Raw genomic sequence first — 21,557 nt, 5'->3', positions numbered from 1 at the left:
GATACACGCCGGAATCGCGGGAAGTGATGGCGATCAAAATATACGCTTTCTAAACCAATTCTGAATAACAACGTAATTTAATGTCACTAGAATTGCAGCAGTGTAACATCGCAATTACATTGTATACCCCGTAAAAGATTAGCCCTCCTGATAGATCGCCGGGAGGAGCAGGCTATAACTGAGGATCGTTAGTTGTCTGAATTCCTGTCCATCGCCCTGTTTCTCGCCTCTGTGCTGATTTATGCCTGGAAAGCGGGTCGTAACACCTGGTGGTTTGCAGCCACTCTGACGGTGCTCGGTCTTTTTGTTGTCCTGAACATTACACTCTATGCCAGCGACTACTTTACCGGCGACGGCATCAACGATGCGGTGCTCTACACGTTAACCAATAGCCTGACAGGCGCGGGCGTCAGTAAATACATTCTTCCGGGCGTGGGGATCGTCCTCGCGCTGACGCTGGTTTTTGGTGCGCTGGGCTGGGTTCTTCGCCGCCGTCGGCACCATCCCCATCATATGGGGTATAGCCTGCTGGCACTGCTGCTGGCACTGGGTTCGGTAGACGCCAGCCCGGCGTTTCGCCAGATTACCGAGCTGGTGAAATCACAGTCCCGCGATGGCGATCCTGATTTCACGGCTTATTACAAAGAGCCGTCGAAAACGATCCCCAACCCCAAACTGAATCTGGTCTATATCTATGGCGAAAGCCTTGAGCGCACCTATTTTGACAACGATGCCTTCCCGGATCTCGCTCCGGAACTGGGCGCGCTGAAAAACGAAGGGCTGGATTTCAGCCAAACCATGCAATTGCCGGGCACGGATTACACCATTGCCGGGATGGTGGCCTCCCAATGCGGTATTCCCCTGTTTGCCCCCTTTGAAGGCAACGCCTCGGCATCGGTTTCGAGCTTCTTCCCACAGAATATCTGTCTTGGCGATATCCTGAAGAACTCCGGTTACCAGAACTACTTTGTTCAGGGGGCGAACCTGCGTTTTGCCGGCAAAGATGTGTTCCTGAAATCCCACGGCTTCGATCATCTCTACGGTGCCGAAGAGTTAAAAACCGTGGTCGCGGACCCAACGTATCGTAATGACTGGGGTTTCTACGACGATACGGTACTCGACGAGGCATGGAAAAAGTTTGAAGAACTCTCTCGCTCCGGCCAGCGTTTTTCTCTGTTTACGCTGACCGTCGACACCCATCACCCGGATGGATTTATCTCGCGCACCTGCAACCGTAAACGCTACGACTTCGACGGCAAGCCTAACCAGTCATTTAGCGCCGTCAGCTGCAGCCAGGAAAACATTGCCCAGTTTATCAATAAGATCAAAGCGTCGCCGTGGTTTAAAGACACCGTCATCGTCGTCTCTTCCGATCATCTGGCGATGAACAACACCGCGTGGAAGTACCTGAATAAGCAAGATCGCAGCAACCTGTTTTTCGTTCTGCGCGGCGACCAGCCTCAGCAAGAGACGCTGGCGGTCAAACGCAACACGATGGATAACGGCGCGACCGTGCTCGATATTCTCGGCGGGGATAACTTTATTGGACTCGGGCGCAGCAGTTTGTCCGGTGAATCCATGTCGCTGGTGTTCCTGAACATTAAAGAGAAAGTTCTGGCGTGGAAACCCGACATCATCCGCTTGTGGAATTTCCCCAAAGAGATGAAAGCGTTCACCATCGATCAGGATAAAAACATGATTGCCTTCTCGGGCAGCCATTTCCGTTTGCCGCTGCTGCTGCGGGTCTCAGACAATCGCGTGGAACCGCTGCCGGAAAGCGAATACTCCGCCCCACTACGCTTCCAGTTGGCGGATTTTGCCCCACGCGACAACTTTGTCTGGGTCGATCGCTGCTACAAAATGGCGCAACTGTGGTCGCCGGAACTGGCGCTCTCCACCGACTGGTGTGTTTCGCAGGGCCAGTTGGGTGGGGAGCAAGTCGTACAGCACGTGAACAAGGCACAGTGGAAGGGCAAGACGGCGTTTAAGAACACCATCATCGATATGGAACGCTATAAAGGCAACGTGGATACGCTGAAAATCGTCGATAACGATATTCGCTACAAAGCGGACAGTTTCGTCTTTAACGTGGCAGGCGCGCCGGAAGAGGTGAAACAGTTCAGCGGTATCTCTCGCCCGGAATCCTGGGGGCGCTGGTCCAACGCGCAGCTGGGAGAAGAGGTCAAAATTGAGTACAAGACGCCGTTGCCAAAAAAATTCGATCTGGTGATCACCGCCAAAGCCTACGGCGCGAACGCCGATCGCCCCATTCCGGTACGTGTAGGCAAAGAAGAACAGATCCTGCGCTTGGGTAACGATATCACCACGACCACACTGCATTTTGACAATCCGGAAGCGGCCAGCACGCTGGTGATCGCGCCACCCGACCCACAATCCACCAACGAGGGCAACATTTTGGGGCACTCGCCACGTAAACTGGGGATCGGTATGGTGGAAATCAAAGTGGTGAATGCCGAAGGATAACCCCGAATGGAGAGTATCGGCCCGATAAGCGTCACGCCACCGGGCCTCTCTTTATCAGTGAAAAAAACAGCGCCCAACACGGCTCCGGGCGCTGCATGGCAACTTTAATCCAGCGCTTTCACCGCTTGACGCATTCCCTGTACCCGTATATTTTCCAGGCTGGCAGTCACCTGGGCGGTAAGCCCTGGCAACAACGTTAAATCTTCGCCCCAATGCGCTTTATCACTGAGTACGGCATCGACCAGTTCCTGTAACGTCAGATCTTCACCCACGCGCGGCCACAGCTGTTGATAGCGTGTGAGCCACTGCTCATCGTCCTGGAGTGGATACGCCTCTCCTGCCCGTTCGCCGCGGTAAAAAGCGATCAACGCCGCAAGCGCAAACGTCAGCCGCACCGGATATGTACCGTTCTGCTGGCCAGCCAGCAACTGAGGCAAAATACGCGTGCGGAATTTCGTCATACCGTTGAGCGCAATAGAAAGTAGCTGATGGCGGATATACGGATTCTGGAAACGTCCTGTCACCGCATCGGCAAATTCACGCAGTTCAGCGGCGGGCAGATCCAGGACCGGAATAATCTCCTGATGAATCGCCTTTTCCACAAAGCAACACACATCCTCATCCTGCATCGCCTCGCCGACAGTATCCAGCCCGCACAGCCACGCCACCGGAACCAGTGCGGTATGCGCGCCATTGAGAATGGCGACTTTACGCTCTTTATACGGTTTGATGTCGGCGACAATGCGAATATTCAGCGAACATTCCGTCAATTTCAGCGCCTCGGCCAGCCAGGCCGGTCCCTGGATCACAAACAGATAAAAATGCTCGGCGGTGTCGAGAAACGCATCGTGATACCCCAACTGCGCTTCCAGCGCTGGTACCTCCTCGCGCGGATAGCCGGTCACGATCCTGTCCACCAACGTGGAGCAAAATGTGTTTGCCGTTTCCAGCCAGTCGAGAAACGCCGGAGACAACTGCCACTCCTGCGCATAACGCTGAATTAACGCCTTGAGCGCATCGCCGTTATAGTCGATCAGTTCGCAGGGAATCATTACCCAGCCTTTGTCTGGCGCGCCGTTGAAGTGATTAAAACGCTCCAGCAACAGACGTGTCAGTTTCGCCGGGAAACTCACCGGCGGGGCATCATCGATACTGTCACCTTCGTGATAGCCGATCCCTGCCTCAGTGGTGTTAGAAAACACAAAGCGGATATCGGGATTATGCGCCAGCGCCAGGTACCCGGCAAAATCCTGATACGGGTTGATCTCGTTATTCACCGAGCGGATCAGACGCGCGTCACTAACGGCCTCGCCCTGCTCATTCAGGCCACGGATCACCGTGGTGTACAGGCCATCCTGAGTATTTAGCGACGGCGGAAAATCGGTATTAATAGGGCGAACAATGGTGATGCCAGCCTGCAGATCCGTCGTCTCGTTGAGAACATCCAGCTGCCAGTCTACAAACGCCCGCAGAAAATTGCCTTCGCCAAACTGGATCACTTTCGTCGGGTAGTTTTGGCCAGGAAAATCCTGTCGATTCAATGTTTTCATTGCTATATCCCTATCAGAAAGTAATCACGCCTTTGATAAGCTCGTGGTTGTTAACCACATCATGTTCGTATATCTCCGCCAGCGTGGTGAAGGGATAGCGGTGCGTCAGCATCATGTCTGCGGTCAGCTTACCTTCCGCCATCAGCTGCCCTACTTTGGCGAAATCCTCCGGCGTGGCGTTACGACTGCCCATCATGGTGGTCTCTTTTTTGTGAAACTCAGGGTCGGAAAACTGCAGATCCCCCTTAAACAGCCCAACGAAAACAATGCTGCCGCCATGGCGAATCAGGTTAACGCTGTTATTCATCGCATGCTGATTCCCCGTGGCATCAATGACCTTTTGCGCCAGGGAGCCGCCAAATTGCGCGCGTAGCTGTGCGTCAAAATCGCCGGTAGACGGGTCAATAACCGGGAGTGCCAGGCGAGAGGTCACATGCTCCCGACGGGCTGGGCTGGTATCGGCAACCACCACCTGCGCGCCGTCAGCTTTAGCGATGGCCGCGGCCCCCAACCCTATCGGGCCTGCGCCCACCACCAGTACCTGCTCGCCTGGCGCAATCGCCGCCCGGCGTACCGCATGCGCGCTAATGGCGTAGGGCTCAATCAGCGCTGCCGCCTGCGGATCAATACCGTCAGCCGCCAGCAGGTTAGTCGCAGGTACAGACAAATACTCGCTAAAGCCGCCATCCTGATGCACGCCAATCACCGAAATTTTCTCGCAGCAGTTGGTACGCCCGCTGTTACACGCCGGACATTGCTGACACGCAACGTAGGGAATCACTGCGACCTGTTGACCCATTTTCAGATGCGAAATATTTTTACCTAACCCGGCAATTTCGCCACATATTTCATGGCCCAACACGCGGGGATAACTGAAAAAGGGTTGATTGCCTCCCCAGGCATGAATATCGGTACCGCAAATCCCTACGGATTTAATTTTTATTAATGCTTCATCCTCACCAGGAATAGGAACTTGACGTTCTTCCCAAACTAATTTTTTCGGTTCCTGGCAAATCAGCGTATTCATCGTTGACATGATTCAGCTCTCCTGTTTTTCGTTGCATCAGATATCGATGAAAATAAAAATATCGAAGGGACAGGAAACGTAATTTGTGAATACCGACGCATAAAAATGTTTTAAATCGGGTTTTAATACGCGCAAAAAGGAGAGACCGATGAGCCGCTCGCAAAATTTACGTCACAACGTCATTAACCAGATGATCGATGATATGGCTCGCGGCCATATCCCCTCCCCGCTCCCCTCACAAAGCGCACTGGCGGAGATGTACAACATCAGCCGTACTACGGTGCGCCATATGCTGAGCCATTTAAGCGAATGCGGCGTACTGACGCCGGTTGGCAGCGACTATGTGATCGCCCGCAAACCCAATAATGACGACGGTTTCGCCTGCACCACCGCCTCGCTGGCTGAGCAAAATCGTATTTTCGAGCACGCCTTTTTCACCATGATTAACCAACGGCAGCTACGCGCTGGTGAGACATTCTCCGAACTGCAACTGGCGCGCGCCGCTGGCGTCAGCCCGGTCGTTGTGCGGGAATATCTTTTAAAATTCGGGCGTTACAATCTGATTATCAGCGAACGGCGTGGTCTGTGGCGTATGCAACAGTTCGATCAACGCTATGCCGAACAGCTTTTCGAAATACGGGAAATGCTGGAGACCCACGCCCTTCAACACTTTCTCAATCTGCCGGTTACGGATATCCGCTGGCAGAAAGCGCGAGATTTACTCGATCGTCACCGCGCATTACGCGACACCATCAGCGACAACTATCGCATGTTTTCCGTGCTGGACCGGGACTTTCATAATCTGATTCTCAGCGCCGCCGAAAATGTCTTTTTCGATCAATCACTGGAGATTATCTCTGTTATTTTTCACTTTCACTATCAATGGGATGAGAGCGATCTCAAACAAAGGAATATCGTCGCCGTCAATGAACATATGACCATTCTCAGCGCCCTCATCTGTCGCAACGACCTCAGCGCCACAGCCGCATTACGTCAGCATCTGCAAACCGCCCGGCAGACCATGATCCACTCCATCAATACGACGAGCAGCCACTCTGTGAGATTTTAAAAACCGATTAAAAACAGCAAATCATTACCGTAGCCACAATTCCTTAATAAAAATAACTATCCATTAATAAGACACTTTAGGCTCTGATAAACATTTTAAGATAATCAATACGCATAATAATAAATAGTTTAGAAACTCTGTAATACATCCCGGAAAACCCGGACAAAATAATAAAATCCTCAGTACCTACTAAAAAAACGGAGAGTAATAATGAGTCTGATGTCTAAAAAAAGAAATACGTTACTAGCATTCGCTGTTGGCTCTATACTCGCTACTGTCTCATTTAGCAATTCTGCGATAGCCGCTGCCGAATATACGTTGAAAGTTGCCTATGAAAATAATCCAGGAGAACCTTTTGATAAGGCGATCCGTGAATGGGCGCGCTTATTTAATGAACAAACCGGCGGTAAAGGCGAGCTCATTGCTTATCCCAGTTCACAATTAGGCTCGAAAAAGGATGTCATTGAGCAAATGAAACTGGGCAGTCCACTGATTACCCTCGCCGATGGCGCATTCTTCTCTGACTATGTGCCTGATTTCGGCATTATGTTTGGTCCTTACGTCGGCAATAGCTATAAAGATATTTTTAAACTCAACCAGTCAGACTGGTACAAGGATCTGGAAAACAAACTGGATGCTAAAGGCCTGCACATCGTCTCTAAAGACTGGCTGTATGGTACGCGCCATATGCTGACCACCAAAATGGTCACCAAACCGGAAGATTTGAAAGGCCTCAAAATTCGCGTACCGAACAATCGCATTCAAATCGAAGGCATGAAAGCGATGGGCGCAACCCCAACGCCACTCCCTCTCGCCGAAGTCTACACCTCGCTGAATCTGAAAGTTATTGATGGCGCGGAAAACCCGATTCCGGTGTTGTACGGACAAAAACATCATGAAGCGGCTAAATACCTGATCCTCACCGGCCATGTCGAAAACGTGACTAACCTGGTGATGGGAAGCAATACCTACAAAAAACTGCCGCCAGAAATTCAGACTGCACTGGTGAACTCCGGCGATCAAGCTGGGAAATACTTGACTGAGCTCGTTCAGAAGGAAGAACAAGAACTGATTGAGAAGATGAAGACAGAAGGCGTCACAGTGGTGGAAGTTGACCGCAATCTGTTCCGCGAAGCGTCAAAACCGTTCTACACAAAATTCCCGGAATGGACGCCAGGATTGTATGAAAAAACACAGGAAATCATCGCACAGTAACGGAGAAAACGCGCAGCGCACTGCCTGCGCGTTTCCCTTTCCCTGAAAAAAGTATCGCCGTATAGGAATGACTATGTTTCGGTTTCTCAATAAATTCAGCGATATTCTGGCCTGCCTGCTGGCAGGTGGGATTGTGCTCATTACGGTCGTGGCCGTCCTGATGCGCTGGCTGCTCAACGCCCCACTGATCTGGGGTGAGGAAGCGCTGATTATCTGTTACATCTGGTTGATTATGATCGGTGCGGCCTCAGCAATGGGCCATCGTATGCACGTCAGTATTGATGCCTTCACCTCCATGCTGCCGGAAAACTGGCGTTTATCCTGCGCCATCATCACCCACATGATTGCCATTGTCTCACTGTCTACATTTGGCTATCTCGGCTATGAGCTGTCACTTATCGCCGTCGATAAAATCACCCCCATTCTTGGGGTCTCCTATCTGTACATCGATTTTGCTGTGCCGACAGGCGCTGGGATCATGGTGATGTTTTGCCTGCAACACCTCTGGCAAGACATTCAAAAACTGAAACGCAGGGAGGTCGTATGTCAGTAGCGATCGCGTGTATTGTCTTATTGTTTCTGTTTATTCTGAATACGCCGATATTCATCAGCGTACTGGTCGCAATACTGACTTACTTTTATATGGCGGGCGACATTTCACCGCTGATCGCTGTTCAACGTATTATCGGCGCTGGAGAAAACGTCACTTTACTGGCAATTCCGTTCTTTATCCTGCTCGGTAACCTACTGAATTACACCGGTATTACGCACCGTATGTTGCGATTCACCGGTGTGCTCTCCGGTCACTATCCGGGCGGGCTCGCCCAGTCCAACGTCCTGCTCAGTACCATGATGGGAGGTCTGTCGGCATCGAACCTGGCTGACTGCGCGATGTTGTCAAAAATGCTGGTGCCGGAAATGACTAAACTCGGCTACAGCAAAAGTTTCTCTACTGCCGTCACCGCTGCCGGGTCGCTTATTACGCCGATCATTCCCCCGGGAATCGCCCTGATCATTTACGGTTTTGTTGCCGATGTCTCCATCGGAAAAATGTTTATGGCCGCGATCATTCCGGGACTCTTGTGCTGCGTCGCGCTGATGTTCACGATCTATTTAATCTCGAAAAAACGCGGCTATCTCCCCGCCAGAGCCCATGGCCCAACCTGCCGTGAACTTTGGGAAGCGGGTAAAGGCGCCACTTCAGCACTCATTTTGATTCTGGTGATTATCGGCGGGATCCGTTTTGGGATCTTTACCCCAACAGAAGCAGGCGCTATTGCCGTTGTGTTTGTGATTATTATCGGAGCCGTTTTCTATCGTGAAATGACGGTGAAAGATATCGCGGCATCGTTACTGGAAACGGCGCGCTCAACCGCAAGCGTAATGCTCATCATCATGACCTGCTCAGCGCTGGCATGGGTGTTAACGAACGAACAGATTGCGCAAGATTTGGCCGTCGTGATGACAGGATTCTCTGATAATCCTTACATCTTCTTGCTGATCGTGAACCTGGTTCTGTTGTTTCTGGGAATGTTTATTGAAGGAAATGCCGCCATCATCGTACTGGTTCCGCTATTAATGCCAACAGTACGCTTGCTGGGCATCGATCCGATTCACTTCGGCGTGATGATGATCCTCAACCTGGCCATTGGTTGCCTGACGCCACCTATGGGAACGGTCATGTTCGTTGCTACCTCCATCACGGGAACAAAAATTGCTGATTTTCTGCGTGAAGTGCTACCGCTGTTAGCGGCACTGATTGCCGTGTTGCTGATGGTGACGTTTATTCCGGCTCTGACAACCTTCCTGCCCGCGCTGTAAAACGTGTCGCGCCCTGCTCAACAGGGCGCGACAACACATCATTAAAACGTTTCCCAGTTCTCACCGGCATCGGTAACAGCGGCTTTGCGCGGCGGTACTGGCGCAGAAACGCTTTTCGCGGCGACAACGTCACGAGAACGCTGTTGTTCCTGCTGAATACGGAATACGGCAACAGCCTGGGTCAGACGGCTGGCCTGTTCCTCCAGCGCGGCTGCAGCTGCGGCGGACTCTTCCACCAGCGAGGCGTTCTGCTGCGTCACGCGATCCATCTCTGCAACAGCCAGACCGACCTGGTCGATACCGCGACTCTGCTCATCAGACGCAGAGGCGATTTCGCCCATGATATCGGTGACACGGGTGACCGCGTTGACAATCTCATCCATGGTTTCGCCCGCGCTCTCAACCAGCGTTGAACCGACATCCACGCGACTGACCGAGTCTTCAATCAGGCTCTTAATCTCACGCGCGGCCTGGGCACTGCGTTGCGCCAGGTTGCGCACTTCCCCGGCAACCACCGCAAAGCCACGGCCCTGTTCGCCTGCACGCGCCGCTTCTACCGCCGCGTTCAACGCCAGAATGTTAGTCTGGAAAGCAATACCGTCGATCACGCTGATAATGTCGGCAATTTTCTGTGAACTGGAGGCGATATCACGCATGGTTTGCACCACGTTATCCACCACTTTACCGCCCTTCTGCGCAGTTTCTGAAGCGCTCAGCGCCAGATGGCTGGCCTGACGGGCGTTCTCGGCGTTCTGTTTCACGGTGGCCGTCAGTTCTTCCATGCTGGCTGCGGTCTCTTCCAGGGAGGCAGCCTGCTGTTCAGTACGGGAAGAAAGGTCGTTGTTGCCCATCGCAATTTCGCTGGCACCGCTGTAAATCGCGTTAGCGCCGTTGCGCACATCGCCGACGGTATGCACCAGCTCGCTCTGCATGTGCCGCAGGCTTTCTGCCAGTTGGCCCATTTCGTTAGAGCCTTCCACATCAATACGCTTCACCAGATCGCCACTGGCGATATGACGAATGCTCTCGATCAGGCGGTTCATCGGTTCGATTAAAGAGAACTTAATGCCGAACCAGACGGCGACGATCACCAGCAGCACCGCGATTAACACGCTGACCAGCACCCACATCGCCTGGCTGTAGGAGCTATTATTGTCTTCAACCGCAATGTCATACAGGTGATCGTTCTGCTGCATATAGGCCGTATACGGTTTTTCAAAACCGTCCTGATAGCCCTGCGTCGGTTGATCAAAGAACTCGTTGATCTTACCCGAGCCCAACAACTGGATCAGTTCCGCCAACGCATTGTGATAGATATCGTAGCTACGTTTGATCTCGACGGCCGCAGCCTCGCTCTGACGCGGATCGCGCGGCAGTGCTTCGTAATCGGCCCAGTGTTTTTCCGCCTGCTTCAGGGACGTGCTCGCAATCTGCATCAGATCGACAACGGTGGCGCCGCTGCCGATATTGTTCTGATCCATCATGTAGCGGATACCCGCCCGGTTGAGGGTATTACGTGTTTGTAGCAGCGCAACCCAGCTGGAATTCAGCGTGGACTGCTGCTGGCGAATGGTCTGTAGAACGGTGAAATTTTCTTTGTCATTTTTCAATGAGTTAAAGAACAAACCGCCCGAGGTCAGTTGTAAAAGGCCAAATATTGCCAACACCAGCAGTAAGCTGGTCACAATCTTAATTCGTTTTAACATGTTTTCTCATTCCGCTAGACAGATACTCTGGTTGTCGGCCTGGAATGAGAAAACTTTATACAATAGCGACGTCTGTCACAGGTATTTTGTGCAAAATGCTGGCAAAAAACACCATGACAGACTACCGCCTGATGACTCTACCTGAGCGCGCAGATGTCATCGTACAACGTACGGGTAATGACCACGCCTTCCTGCTCTGCCTTTTCCCGCGCCACAAAACGCCGCTCACCAGGCAAACGCGCCCCCTGACTCTGCATCGCATCAAACAGCGTTTCCGCCCGCGCAAGATGAACATGCGCCTCCTGACCCAGAAAACGGGTCGGATCGAACGCCAGGATCAGTTCGCCGCCATAAGGCAGCCCTCCGGCCCCGTCATCCCAGGCCAGCGACTCCGCGCTGGTCATGTCGCCAATCAACGGTCCGGCCAACAGTTCAACCATCGCCGCAAACGCCGAGCCTTTATGCCCGCCAAAGGTCAGCATCGCGCCATCCAGCACCGCCTGCGGATCGGTTGACGGCTGCCCATCGCTGTCTACCCCCCAGCCTTCGGGGATTGGTTTTCCGGCGCGTAAGTGAAGCTGGATCTCTCCCCGTGCCGCCGCGCTGGTTGCCATATCAAAGATAAACGGTGGTCTTTCGCCACGCGGCCAGCCAAACGCAATGGGGTTAGTACCAAACAGCGGTAGTGTGCCACCGGCAGGCGCGACCCAGGCGTGACTTGGCGTGCAGGCGTAGCCCACCAGTCCGGCGTCCGTGAGCGGTTCAATATCGGCAAACAGCGCCGAAAAATGAACGCAGCGATTGATAGCCAGCGCCGCGATACCGCAATGCCGTGTTTTCTCAATCAATAACGGTAACGCCTGTTCAAATGCCAGCAGCGAAAACGCGCCGCCGGCATCCGCCTTCACAATCGCCGGGGCGCTGTCGGTCACCACCGGCATGGCGTCTGGCGACACTTTACCTTTGCGTAAGGTGTCGACAATCCCCAACAAACGCCATAAACCGTGGGAAGCGCAGCCATCGCGCTCCCCGTTGGTCACATTGCGCGCCACAACAGCGGCATGTTCTTCACTGAATCCATTCCCGCGTAGCACCTGATGTGCCAGCGAGTAAGCCTCTGTTAACGAGAGGTTTACCATTGTCATTACCTTCTCCTTTACTCTTCTTCGTCTCCAGTAAAGTTAGCTTGTGGTAGACAAGTCCGCTCGCCCCAGTAGTAAATTCCCAGCGACATCACCGCGACAATCACTGTATCCCACGGATGGCCAATCACCCCTGTACCGCCAAAACTGCCTAACCAGGAGAACAGCATAATCAGCGCGTAAAACCCTACCAGCCACAGCGAAGACTTCACCTGCTGAGCCAGACTGACGGTATGCACCGGCACTTTGGATTTACACAGCACATACACCACGAACATGACGATCTGCAGCCCCAACAACCACGACAGCGTTCCCCAGCCGGACCAAAAGACAATCAGCGCGGAGATAACAAACGACAATGGACCGATAATATGAAATGCGCGAACGCGGAACGGACGCGGAAGATCCGGCGAATTCCGGCGCAGCCCTGCCGCCGTCACCGGCGCAATGGCGTAACTGAGCACCAGCGCGGCGGAGACGACGCTGATCAACTGCTCCCACGACGGGAACGGCAGCGTCCAGAAAATCGATAAACCAAACGTCAGCCACAACGCCGGACGAGGAATACCGGACTCTTTATCAATGTGGGTAAACGCTTTAAAGAAAGTGCCCGCTTTTGCCCAACCGTAAATCACGCGCGGCGTCGCGTTCATATAAATATTGCCGGTCCCGCTCGGGGAGACAATCGCGTCACTGACCACCATAAACGCCAGCCAGCCCATCCCCAGCGTAATAGCAATATCGCGATACGGCAAAGAGAACTGCTTACTGACTTCCGCCCAGCCGCCGTTCAGCATCTCAGTCGGGATACTGCCCAGAAACGCCACCTGCAGCAGCACATAGATAATGGTCGAGAGCACGACCGACAAAATCAGCGCCACCGGAATGGTTCGCTGTGGGTTTTGCACTTCACTGGCAACCGAGATAATCGGCGTTAGCCCCAGATAGGCAAAGATTATCCCGCCTGCGCTTATCGCCGCCTCTACCCCCGACATGCCAAACGGCGCAATCCCCTGCGCGTGCAGGTTTTCGGGTTTAAAGAAGGCAAACAGGGTGATCACTACCACCAGCGGCACGAGGAATTTCAGTACGCTGATGATGTTGTTCGAGCGGGCGAACGTTTTAACGCTGTAGTAGTTCAGCGCAAAGAAAAAGCAGAGCAACAAAAATTGCACCACCCAGCCGAGCAACGTCGGGTCACTGGAACCGGGCTGCGTCAATGCCGGGAACCAGGCTGCGGCATACTGACGCGCCGCGACGATTTCGATGGAGATCAGGCTGGAAAACGCAATAAGCGTAATAAAACCCAGCAGATACCCCATCAGCTCGCCGTGAGAAAACACCGGGTACCGAATAATGCCCCCGGCACGCGGCAACGCCGCGCCCAGCTCACAATAAACAATGCCCAGCAGCAACACGGCGATACCGCCGATCACCCACGAGGCGATACCGGCAGGTCCGGCAATCGAGGCGACATGGCTGGCGGCAAACAGCCAGCCAGAGCCAAAAATCGCCCCCAGTCCAATAAACGTCAGATCCGTTAACGTCAGCTGCTTTTTAAATTTCCCCGACTCAACAACCCGGGTCTGAGATTGAGGTGTAGAGTGAATCGTCATGATTGTGCCCTTCAGTTAACAGAGGGGGAAATCGCTTCCCGGGTCCACTGCCCGTTCACCAGGCGCAGCAGGTTTAATGGATTGGCATCCTGCACGGCAGGCGGCAACAGCGCGCCAGGGACGTTTTGCAAACACACCGGGCGCAGGAAACGCTCGATGGCTTTGCTGCCGACCGACGTGCCGCGCGCATCGGTGGTCGCTGGCCACGGACCGCCATGCACCATCGCGTCACACACTTCCACGCCGGTTGGGTAGCCGTTAAACAGTACGCGCCCGGCTTTCTCACCCAGCATCGGCAACAGTCGCGCCGCCAGCTGTCGGTCATCCGCTTCGGCATGCACCGTGGCGGTGAGCTGTCCCTGGATCACCCGCAGAATGGCGCACAGTTCGGCCTCATCCGCCACGCTCACCAGCACCGCCAGCGGCCCGAACACTTCTTCTTGCAACAACGGATCTTTCGCCAGCAACAGCGAAGCGGGCGCTTTGTATAAGCGTGCCTGCGCACGTCCGAAGACGTTCTCATTACGGCCCGCAATACGTTGAATATTCGGATGGGCGTCCAGCGCGCGAACGCCTTGCTGGTAATGCGTAAGCGTTGTGGCATTGAGCATCACCTGCGCCGGGGCGCGCTCCACCGCTTCGACTAACGCGTTGGAGAAACGGCTCTCCCCTTCCCCCTGCATCACCAGAATCAGCCCGGGCTTGGTACAAAACTGACCGCTGCCCAGCGTGAACGAGGCCACCAGATCGTTGGCAAGCGTTACGGCATTTTTCGCCAGCGCCTGAGGCAGAACAATCAGCGGATTTATGGCGGACATCTCCGCAAACACCGGAATCGGCTGCGGGCGCTGCTGCGCCAGTTGTTGCAACGCTTTCCCGCCGCGCAGAGAACCGGTAAAACCGACCGCCTGAATCGCCGGATGGCTCACCAGTTCTGCGCCGATATCGGTGCCAAAAATCATATTGAACACGCCTGCGGGCATGCCACATGCCTCTGCCGCGCGCAACACCGCCAGTGCGGTGTATTCCGCCGTCGCCATATGACCTGGATGCGCCTTCACCACCACCGGACAGCCTGCCGCCAGCGCCGCAGCGGTGTCGCCTCCGGCGGTCGAAAAGGCGAGCGGAAAATTACTGGCGCCAAAGACGGCAACCGGCCCGAGCGCCATCAGATACTGGCGCAAATCCGGACGCGGCAACGGCTGGCGGTCAGGTAATGCCGTATCAATGCGCACGCCATGCGTATCGCCGCGACGCAGAACCCCGGCGAACATCCGCAACTGGCCGCTGGTACGTGCCCGCTCGCCCTGCAAACGCGCCAGCGGTAAGGCCGTTTCCTGATGCGCGATGGCAAAGAACGCCTCGCCCAGCGCGTCCAGTTCAGCGGCGATAGCTTCCAGAAAACGCGCCCGTGCTTCAGGCGAGGTCTGTGAATACACCGCAAATGCCTGTTCTGCCGCCAGCGCCGCCTGTGTGGCCTCCTCGCGGGTGGCCGACAGGAAACGATAACCGGTGGCTTCGCCATCTTCAGCACGCAGGCTGAGCAGGGTGGCATCGCCACCCCCAACCCGCTGACCGGCAATAAACTGCAAGCCCTGTTCAGGCTGTCGTAATGTCATGTTCACTCCTGCGTTCAGAGACCGACATCCGGCAGTTGAGGACGGGTTGCCAGCGCCTGTTCAACCACCGCCACCACCTGCGCGCGGGTTTCACCTTCCAGCGCCAGGCGCGGCGGACGCGTCACGGCGCTACCGCGACCCAGCAGCTCTTCGCACAGCTTGATGCACTGCACCAGATCCGGACGCGCATCGAGGTGCAGCACCGGCATAAACCAACGGTACAGCGCCATCGCCTCTTCGTAGCGTTGCTGTTTTGCCAGACGGAACAGCGTCTCGCCTTCACGCGGGAAGGCGTTCGACATCCCGGAGATCCAGCCTTCAGCGCCCACCGCAATGCTCTCGACCACCACATCGTCCAGCCCGGCGAACAGCACAAAGCGGTCGCCCACGGCATTACGCAGATCGATAAAGCGGCGGGTATCGCCGGAAGAATCTTTAAAACAGACGATGTTGTCGCAGTCGGCGAGGGTCGCCAGGATATCTGGCGTGACATCGTTTTTGTAAATTGGCGGGTTGTTGTAGACCATAATCGGCAGGTCGGTGGCAGTCGCGACGCTACGGAAGTGGGCGGCAGTTTCATGCGGTTTTGAAGAGTAGACCAGCGCAGGCATCACCATAATGCCATCGACGCCCACCTTCTCAGCCTCTTTCGCCATCTTCTGGGCAAACGCGGTGGTGAACTCCGCCACCCCGGCAATCACCGGGATCTGGCCGCCAGCAGCGTCTTTCGCCACTTCGATAATTTGTAATTTTTCCTGGGTGGTCAGTGAGGTGTTCTCCCCGACGCTGCCGCAAACCACCAGACCTGAAACACCATCCTTGACCAGGTTTTTCATCACCGTGTGGGTGGCGTCCAAATCCAGTGAGTAATCGCTGCGAAACTGTGTGCTGACGGCCGGAAATACGCCGCTCCAGTGAATAGCTTTTTTGCTCATTTTCGATTCCTTGTCGTCAATTTGTTAAACATTGGTGAATGAATGGTGAATATTCACTGACAGATTGACGGCTAAGGCGTTCGGCGGCTTGTGGGTTTTCCTTTGCAAGGATGACGAAATTAGCACAGTGGCATTTTCCCCCTCTTCCCTGGGGGAGGTCGCAAATGGAAGATCAACCTGCCAGCGTCAGGCGAAAATCCCGTGGCGTAGAGCCGGTCATCGCTTTGAACTGGCGGCTAAAAGCACTGTGATCGGTATAGCCGCATTGCAATGCGATATCGGTGATGGGTGTCGTACCTGCCAGTAATTCGGTGGCTTTTTCGAGGCGGACTTTGTGGATCATCTGACGCGGCGTCAGGTGGAAAATGCGTTTGCAGTAGCGTTCGATCTGCGCCACCGACATCCCGCTCAGCACGGTCAACTCTTCCATTGCGATCGGGCGGTGGTAGTGTTTGCGGATATGATCGTCGACGATCGCCAGCCGTTGCCATGCGGGATGACGCGCCTGCGTCTCCAGCAGATCGTGGGAGATCCCGGCCATCCCGATCACACGCCCATGAACATCACGCAACGCCAGCTTCTGGGTCAGGCACCAGCCCCGTTCGCGACCGTTATACAGATGCATCTCCAACTGATCGCGCAGCGTCACACCGTCGCGCAGAACCCGCAGATCCTGCTCGGTATAACCCTGACCCAGCGCAGAAGGAAACACATCCGCCGAGGTTTTCCCCAGCAACGAAACCACATTCTTGAACCCACATCGACGGGCAAGCGTCATATTCACCAGCAGGTATCTTGCCTGCACATCTTTGATAAAAAAGACAACGTTAGGAATGGCGTTGAGTAATGGCGCAATCAGCGCCATCGCATTCAGCAAGGTCTGGATGTTTTCCGGGCGCTGGCGGGCCAGCCCCTCACATATCTGGCTGAGTTCACCCACCTCCATCCCCACCTCTTGCGCCGGGGCTTTCCCCGACACCTCTTCATAAGCACAGGACATAACGCTTCCTCACAATAAGTGACGAGGGATATTTATTAACTTTTTGTTAACTCAGCAAGCGCCAGTGATGCGTTTTGCGATCCTGCCTGTGGTTTACGATTTCCCCTGTTTCACGCACTGGCGCAGAGGCGTTCTTTGGTTTACCACGGCGGTAATAAAATGATTAATAAGAAATAAATATGAAGATCATGCAAAAACACGCGTATGCACTGTGCTGATTTCGTCATCTCAGGTGGTGAAAGCAGTCAAGCCGGAACGTCAGGGTTGCGCCAGCATTTAGAAACAAACATTTAACGTTTCGGAGATCTCATGACAACGACACAGCAGGAAAGCGAACTCAGAGTGATTGACTCACATACCGGCGGCGAACCGACGCGCCTGGTGGTTGCGGGTTTTCCGGATCTCGGTAACGGCACGATGGCGCAGCGTCGGGAACGCTTTGCCAAAGACTACGATGCGTGGCGCAAAGCCATCATCCTCGAGCCTCGCGGAAATGACGTACTGGTTGGCGCGCTGCTGTGCGAACCCGTCTCCCCCGAGGCCACCGCCGGGGTTATCTTTTTCAACAACGCCGGATTCCTGAATATGTGCGGTCACGGCACGATAGGGCTGATTGCTTCTCTGGCCTGGCTTGGGCGCATCAAACCCGGTCAGCACCGCATTGAAACGCCGGTGGGCGATGTCACCGCCACCCTCCACGACGACGGTAGCGTGTCGGTTGAAAACGTGCCGTCGTATCGCTGGCGTAAACAGGTCAGCGTGGTCACGCAACACGGCACCGTCACTGGCGATATCGCCTGGGGCGGCAACTGGTTTTTCCTCGTTAACGATCATCCCTTCGATATCACGCCAGAGCAGATCCCCGCCCTCACCGATTTTGCGTGGGCCATCCGTGAAGGACTGGAAGCCGCAGGGATCCGCGGCGAAAATGACGGCGTTATCGATCATATCGAGCTGTTTGCCAGTGACGATCGTGCCGACAGTCGCAGCTTTGTCCTCTGTCCAGGAAAAGCGTGGGACCGTTCGCCGTGCGGCACTGGCACCAGCGCCAAACTGGCCTGTCTGGCCGATGACGGCAAACTGCAGCCCGGAGAAATCTGGCGACAGGCGAGCATTATCGGCAGTCAGTTTACGGCCAGTTTTATCCGCAAAGGCGCTCAGGTCATTCCGACGATCCGCGGTGAAGCGTGGGTGTGCGGCGACAACCGTTTGATCCTCAATGCAGACGATCCTTTCCGCTGGGGGATCACCCTGTGACAGAAAGCGACGTCATTGTCATCGGTGCCGGGATTATTGGCGCAGCCTGTGCCTGGCAACTGGCGAAGCGCGGGCAACGCGTCACCCTTATCGACGACGGGCACGCTGGAGCAACCGCCGCCGGAATGGGGCATCTGGTCTGTATGGATGACGATCCCGCCGAACTGGCGCTGTCGGCCTGGTCGCTGGCACGCTGGCGGGAACTCACGCCACGGATGCCGCACACCTGCGCCTGGCACGGCTGCGGAACCTTATGGCTGGCGGAAAACGAACAGGAACTGGCCCTCGCCGAGGAAAAACAACAGCGCATGGCGACGCACCAGGTCGCCAGCGAGATGCAGACCCGCGCACAGGTTGCCGCGCGCGAACCGCTGCTGACGCCGGATCTGGCGGGAGGTTTGTGGGTGCCGGGCGACGGCATTGTTTACGCCCCCAACGTGGCGCGCTGGTTTATTGACGATGCGGCGCAGGCCATCACCTGTGTCAACGAAGGGGCCGTTTCAATCGATGCGCCCCAAGTGGTGCTGGAGAGCGGGAAACGTCTGCGGGCGCGCGCGATTGTGGTCGCCTGCGGCCTGGGCGCCAATACGCTGTTGCAGGAAAACTGGCTGCGCCCCAAAAAAGGCCAACTGGCGATTACCGACCGTTACGGCGCAACGCTGAACCACCAACTGGTGGAACTGGGCTACGGCGCCAGCGCCCACGCCGGGGGAACGTCGGTGGCGTTTAATGTACAACCGCGCCCCACCGGACAATGGCTGATTGGTTCCTCGCGCCAGTTTGACACCCTCGACCGTGAGCTGGATCTGCCGCTGCTGGCGATGATGCTCAAGCGCGCGCACCATTTTTTACCGGCCATCGCCAGTCTGAATATCATCCGTTGCTGGAGCGGTTTTCGCGCCGCCTCCGAAGACGGCAATCCGCTTATCGGTCCGCATCCTTCGCGCCCCGGCGTCTGGCTGGCGCTCGGTCATGAGGGGCTGGGCGTGACCACCGCACCGGCGACCGCCGAGCTGCTCTGCGCGCAGATCCTCGGCGAGCGACCCGCGTTCGCACCGGACGCCTGGCTGCCCGCACGCCTGATACGCCAGGAGGCCAGTGCATGAAAATCATTACCCTGTTTATCGACGGTCTGCCCTGCCAGATTCCGGTGGGCATCAGCGTCGCCGCTGCGCTGGCGATGAGCGGCAACCCCGTGACGCGCCGCTCGGTTCACGACCGCCCACGCGCCCCGTTTTGCGGAATGGGTGTCTGTCAGGAGTGTCGCGTGACGGTGAATGGACGCCGGGTGCTGGCCTGCCAGACGGAATGCCAGCCGGAGATGAAAATAGAAAGGAGCTGCCATGCGCACACTGCATTGTGACATTCTGATCCTGGGCGCCGGGCCTGCCGGGCTGGCGGCCGCGCTAGCGGCGGCGCAAAGCGGCAAGCAGGTGGTAATCCTGGATGATAACCCCCGACCCGGCGGGCAAATCTGGCGCGACGGGCCACAGGTCGCGCTCCCGCCGCTCGCCAGACGCTACCGTGACGCCGTGGAACGCGAATCGCGGATCACGCATTTGTCCGCTGCCCGTCTGATTGCCCGTCCCTCCTCACACAGCGTGCTGTTTGAAACCGCAGAAAGCGGCGGGATTGTCCACTGGCAGCGATTAATTTTATGCTGCGGCGCGCGCGAGCTATCGCTGCCCTTTCCCGGCTGGACGCTGCCTGGTGTCACCGGCGCTGGCGGTTTACAGGCGCAAATCAAACATGGGTTGCCGCTTAACGGCGAACGGGTGGTCATTGCCGGTAGCGGCCCGCTGTTGCTGGCGGTTGCCGATACGGTGCGCAAAGCGGGCGGCAATGTAGTCGCTATCGTGGAACAGGCGCCGCGTAGCGCGCTGGTTCGCTTTGCGATGGGGTTATGGCGCTGGCCAGACAAACTACGTCAACTTTTCACCGTCGCGCCAGCAGGTTACGCCACCGCAAGCCAGGTCACGCAGGCGCTGGGCGATGACAGACTACGGGCGGTCACAGTGCGTCAACACGGTAAAATTCGGGAAATCGCCTGCGACCGCCTGGCCATTGGCTATGGGCTGGTGCCCAACCTTGAACCGGCGCTGATTTTTGGTTGTGCGACAGCAAACAATGCCATCACCGTGGATGCGCAGCAGCGCACCAGCCAGCCCGATATTTTCGCCGCCGGGGAGTGTACGGGGTTTGGCGGCAGCGAACTGGCGCTGGCAGAAGGGGAAGTTGCCGGATATATCGCGGCACAGCGTCCGGACAGCGCGAGCGAAGCGCTCAAAAAACGCGATCGCTGGCAACGTTTTGCCAACGCGCTCAATGCCACGTTCGCCCTGCCCGACGCTCTTAAAGAGGTCGTCACGCCGGAAACATTGCTCTGTCGCTGTGAAGATGTGCGCTGCGGCGACGTTGCCGACGCGAAAAACTGGCAAACCGCAAAGCTGGCCTCACGTTGCGGCATGGGTGCCTGTCAGGGAAAAACCTGCGCCACCAGCGCCCGCTGGCTCTATCACTGGCCGCTTCCCCAGCCGCGTGAACCGCTTTCCCCTGCCAGAACCGAAACGCTGATTCATCTGGTGAACCCGGACGCGTAGTTACTCTTCTTCCCCGCGTTCGGCAATATGGCGGTTGCCGAGCGCAATAAACTCACCCAGCAGCGCCGTCAGTTGTTGCATCTTCTCTGGCGTGTATTCCGCTTCAATTTGTCGGTACGCCTCTTCCACCTGCGACTGCGCATGTTCATACAGCGCATTTCCGGCTTTCGTCAGCGACACATACAGTTTTCTCTGGTCATTCACCGGTTTTAATCGCAACACCAGTCCATCGCGTTCCATTCGCGTCAGAATACCGGTCAGGCTCGGGCGCAAAATGCAGGTACGAAACGCCAGATCGTGGAAGTCGATAGACGGATGTTCCGCCAGTACGCGCACGATGCGCCACTGCTGTTCCGTCAGATTATGCTGCTTCACGATGGGCCGAAAGTAAGACATTGCCGCTTCTCGTGCCTGCAACAGTGCAATGGTTAAAGAGTCATGCATGGTCTTCCCCTGGAAAAATCATTAACAGATAAACAATTCAATAATGATGATTTTATAAACAACCCGTTTTAG

General features: G+C 55.6%; 18 protein-coding genes. 9 read left to right on the top strand and 9 right to left on the bottom strand.

The window, feature by feature from the left end:
- Positions 1-192: 192 nt before the first annotated feature.
- On the top strand, positions 193-2,484 hold the full coding sequence (gene opgB / locus AC07NP_RS19705) for a phosphatidylglycerol--membrane-oligosaccharide glycerophosphotransferase (protein WP_494661494.1): 2,292 nt from the start codon (positions 193-195) through the stop codon (positions 2,482-2,484).
- 104 nt (positions 2,485-2,588) lie between these two features.
- Here opgB and AC07NP_RS19700 read toward each other — a convergent pair whose 3' ends face one another.
- Both AC07NP_RS19700 and AC07NP_RS19695 read right to left on the bottom strand, forming a co-directional pair.
- The gene (locus tag AC07NP_RS19700) at positions 2,589-4,034 is read right to left on the bottom strand and encodes a tagaturonate reductase (protein WP_494661493.1); all 1,446 of its coding nucleotides are present in this window, start codon (positions 4,032-4,034) and stop codon (positions 2,589-2,591) included.
- Positions 4,035-4,047: 13 nt separating this feature from the next.
- Positions 4,048-5,070 carry a zinc-binding alcohol dehydrogenase family protein gene (locus AC07NP_RS19695; RefSeq protein WP_494661492.1) on the bottom strand — a complete coding sequence of 341 codons (1,023 nt, stop codon included), beginning with the start codon at positions 5,068-5,070 and terminating at the stop codon, positions 4,048-4,050.
- Between the two features lie 139 nt (positions 5,071-5,209).
- On the opposite strand from AC07NP_RS19695, the gene AC07NP_RS19690 reads away from it, so the two are divergent.
- From AC07NP_RS19690 to AC07NP_RS19675, 4 genes are all read left to right on the top strand, one after another.
- Complete coding sequence (locus tag AC07NP_RS19690) at positions 5,210-6,130, top strand: GntR family transcriptional regulator (protein WP_494661491.1); 921 nt, start codon at positions 5,210-5,212, stop codon at positions 6,128-6,130.
- 219 nt (positions 6,131-6,349) lie between these two features.
- The gene (locus tag AC07NP_RS19685) at positions 6,350-7,345 is read left to right on the top strand and encodes a C4-dicarboxylate TRAP transporter substrate-binding protein (protein ID WP_203359024.1); all 996 of its coding nucleotides are present in this window, start codon (positions 6,350-6,352) and stop codon (positions 7,343-7,345) included.
- A gap of 73 nt (positions 7,346-7,418) precedes the next feature.
- Positions 7,419-7,898: a TRAP transporter small permease gene (locus tag AC07NP_RS19680; protein WP_203359025.1), complete on the top strand. Its 480-nt coding sequence runs from the start codon at positions 7,419-7,421 to the stop codon at positions 7,896-7,898.
- Positions 7,889-9,166 carry a TRAP transporter large permease gene (locus tag AC07NP_RS19675; RefSeq protein ID WP_203359026.1) on the top strand — a complete coding sequence of 426 codons (1,278 nt, stop codon included), beginning with the start codon at positions 7,889-7,891 and terminating at the stop codon, positions 9,164-9,166. Before AC07NP_RS19680 ends, AC07NP_RS19675 begins: the two co-directional genes overlap by 10 nt.
- A 41-nt stretch (positions 9,167-9,207) precedes the next feature.
- Here AC07NP_RS19675 and tsr read toward each other — a convergent pair whose 3' ends face one another.
- The 6 genes from tsr to AC07NP_RS19645 all read right to left on the bottom strand — a co-directional run bounded on the left by tsr (position 9,208) and on the right by AC07NP_RS19645 (position 17,184).
- Positions 9,208-10,872, bottom strand: coding sequence for a methyl-accepting chemotaxis protein (gene tsr / locus AC07NP_RS19670; protein WP_203359027.1), 1,665 nt, complete (start codon positions 10,870-10,872; stop codon positions 9,208-9,210).
- Between the two features lie 137 nt (positions 10,873-11,009).
- Complete coding sequence (locus AC07NP_RS19665) at positions 11,010-12,017, bottom strand: Ldh family oxidoreductase (RefSeq protein WP_494661490.1); 1,008 nt, start codon at positions 12,015-12,017, stop codon at positions 11,010-11,012.
- 11 nt (positions 12,018-12,028) lie between these two features.
- The gene (locus AC07NP_RS19660; RefSeq protein WP_490468724.1) at positions 12,029-13,630 is read right to left on the bottom strand and encodes an APC family permease; all 1,602 of its coding nucleotides are present in this window, start codon (positions 13,628-13,630) and stop codon (positions 12,029-12,031) included.
- Between the two features lie 11 nt (positions 13,631-13,641).
- The gene (locus tag AC07NP_RS19655; protein WP_494661489.1) at positions 13,642-15,249 is read right to left on the bottom strand and encodes an aldehyde dehydrogenase (NADP(+)); all 1,608 of its coding nucleotides are present in this window, start codon (positions 15,247-15,249) and stop codon (positions 13,642-13,644) included.
- A 14-nt stretch (positions 15,250-15,263) separates the two neighbouring features.
- Entirely contained in the window at positions 15,264-16,184 is a 921-nt protein-coding gene (locus AC07NP_RS19650; RefSeq protein ID WP_494661488.1) for a dihydrodipicolinate synthase family protein, read from the bottom strand.
- Positions 16,185-16,356: 172 nt separating this feature from the next.
- Positions 16,357-17,184: a helix-turn-helix domain-containing protein gene (locus AC07NP_RS19645; protein WP_370552280.1), complete on the bottom strand. Its 828-nt coding sequence runs from the start codon at positions 17,182-17,184 to the stop codon at positions 16,357-16,359.
- Positions 17,185-17,493: 309 nt separating this feature from the next.
- On the opposite strand from AC07NP_RS19645, the gene AC07NP_RS19640 reads away from it, so the two are divergent.
- Genes AC07NP_RS19640 through AC07NP_RS19625 form a run of 4 tightly spaced genes read left to right on the top strand, consistent with a single transcriptional unit; the run spans position 17,494 to position 21,041 of the window.
- Positions 17,494-18,441 (top strand): 4-hydroxyproline epimerase, encoded by a 948-nt coding sequence (locus AC07NP_RS19640; protein WP_494661487.1) that lies wholly within the window; start codon positions 17,494-17,496, stop codon positions 18,439-18,441.
- Positions 18,438-19,547, top strand: a complete 1,110-nt coding sequence (locus tag AC07NP_RS19635) for an NAD(P)/FAD-dependent oxidoreductase (RefSeq protein ID WP_494661486.1) — start codon at positions 18,438-18,440, stop codon at positions 19,545-19,547. Before AC07NP_RS19640 ends, AC07NP_RS19635 begins: the two co-directional genes overlap by 4 nt.
- Positions 19,544-19,804, top strand: a complete 261-nt coding sequence (locus tag AC07NP_RS19630) for a (2Fe-2S)-binding protein (RefSeq protein WP_494661485.1) — start codon at positions 19,544-19,546, stop codon at positions 19,802-19,804. The genes AC07NP_RS19635 and AC07NP_RS19630 overlap by 4 nt, the downstream gene beginning before the upstream one ends.
- Positions 19,785-21,041: an FAD-dependent oxidoreductase gene (locus AC07NP_RS19625; protein ID WP_494661484.1), complete on the top strand. Its 1,257-nt coding sequence runs from the start codon at positions 19,785-19,787 to the stop codon at positions 21,039-21,041. Before AC07NP_RS19630 ends, AC07NP_RS19625 begins: the two co-directional genes overlap by 20 nt.
- On the opposite strand, the gene hpaR is transcribed toward AC07NP_RS19625, so the two are convergent.
- A complete protein-coding gene (hpaR, locus tag AC07NP_RS19620; RefSeq protein ID WP_192610952.1) occupies positions 21,042-21,485 on the bottom strand; it encodes a homoprotocatechuate degradation operon regulator HpaR in 444 nt (147 codons plus the stop codon). It abuts the gene before it with no gap.
- Positions 21,486-21,557 lie beyond the last annotated feature (72 nt).

This window comes from Citrobacter sp. GW821-FHT07H02 (assembly GCF_059418505.1).
This window is presented reverse-complemented; position numbering and strand designations above follow the sequence as displayed.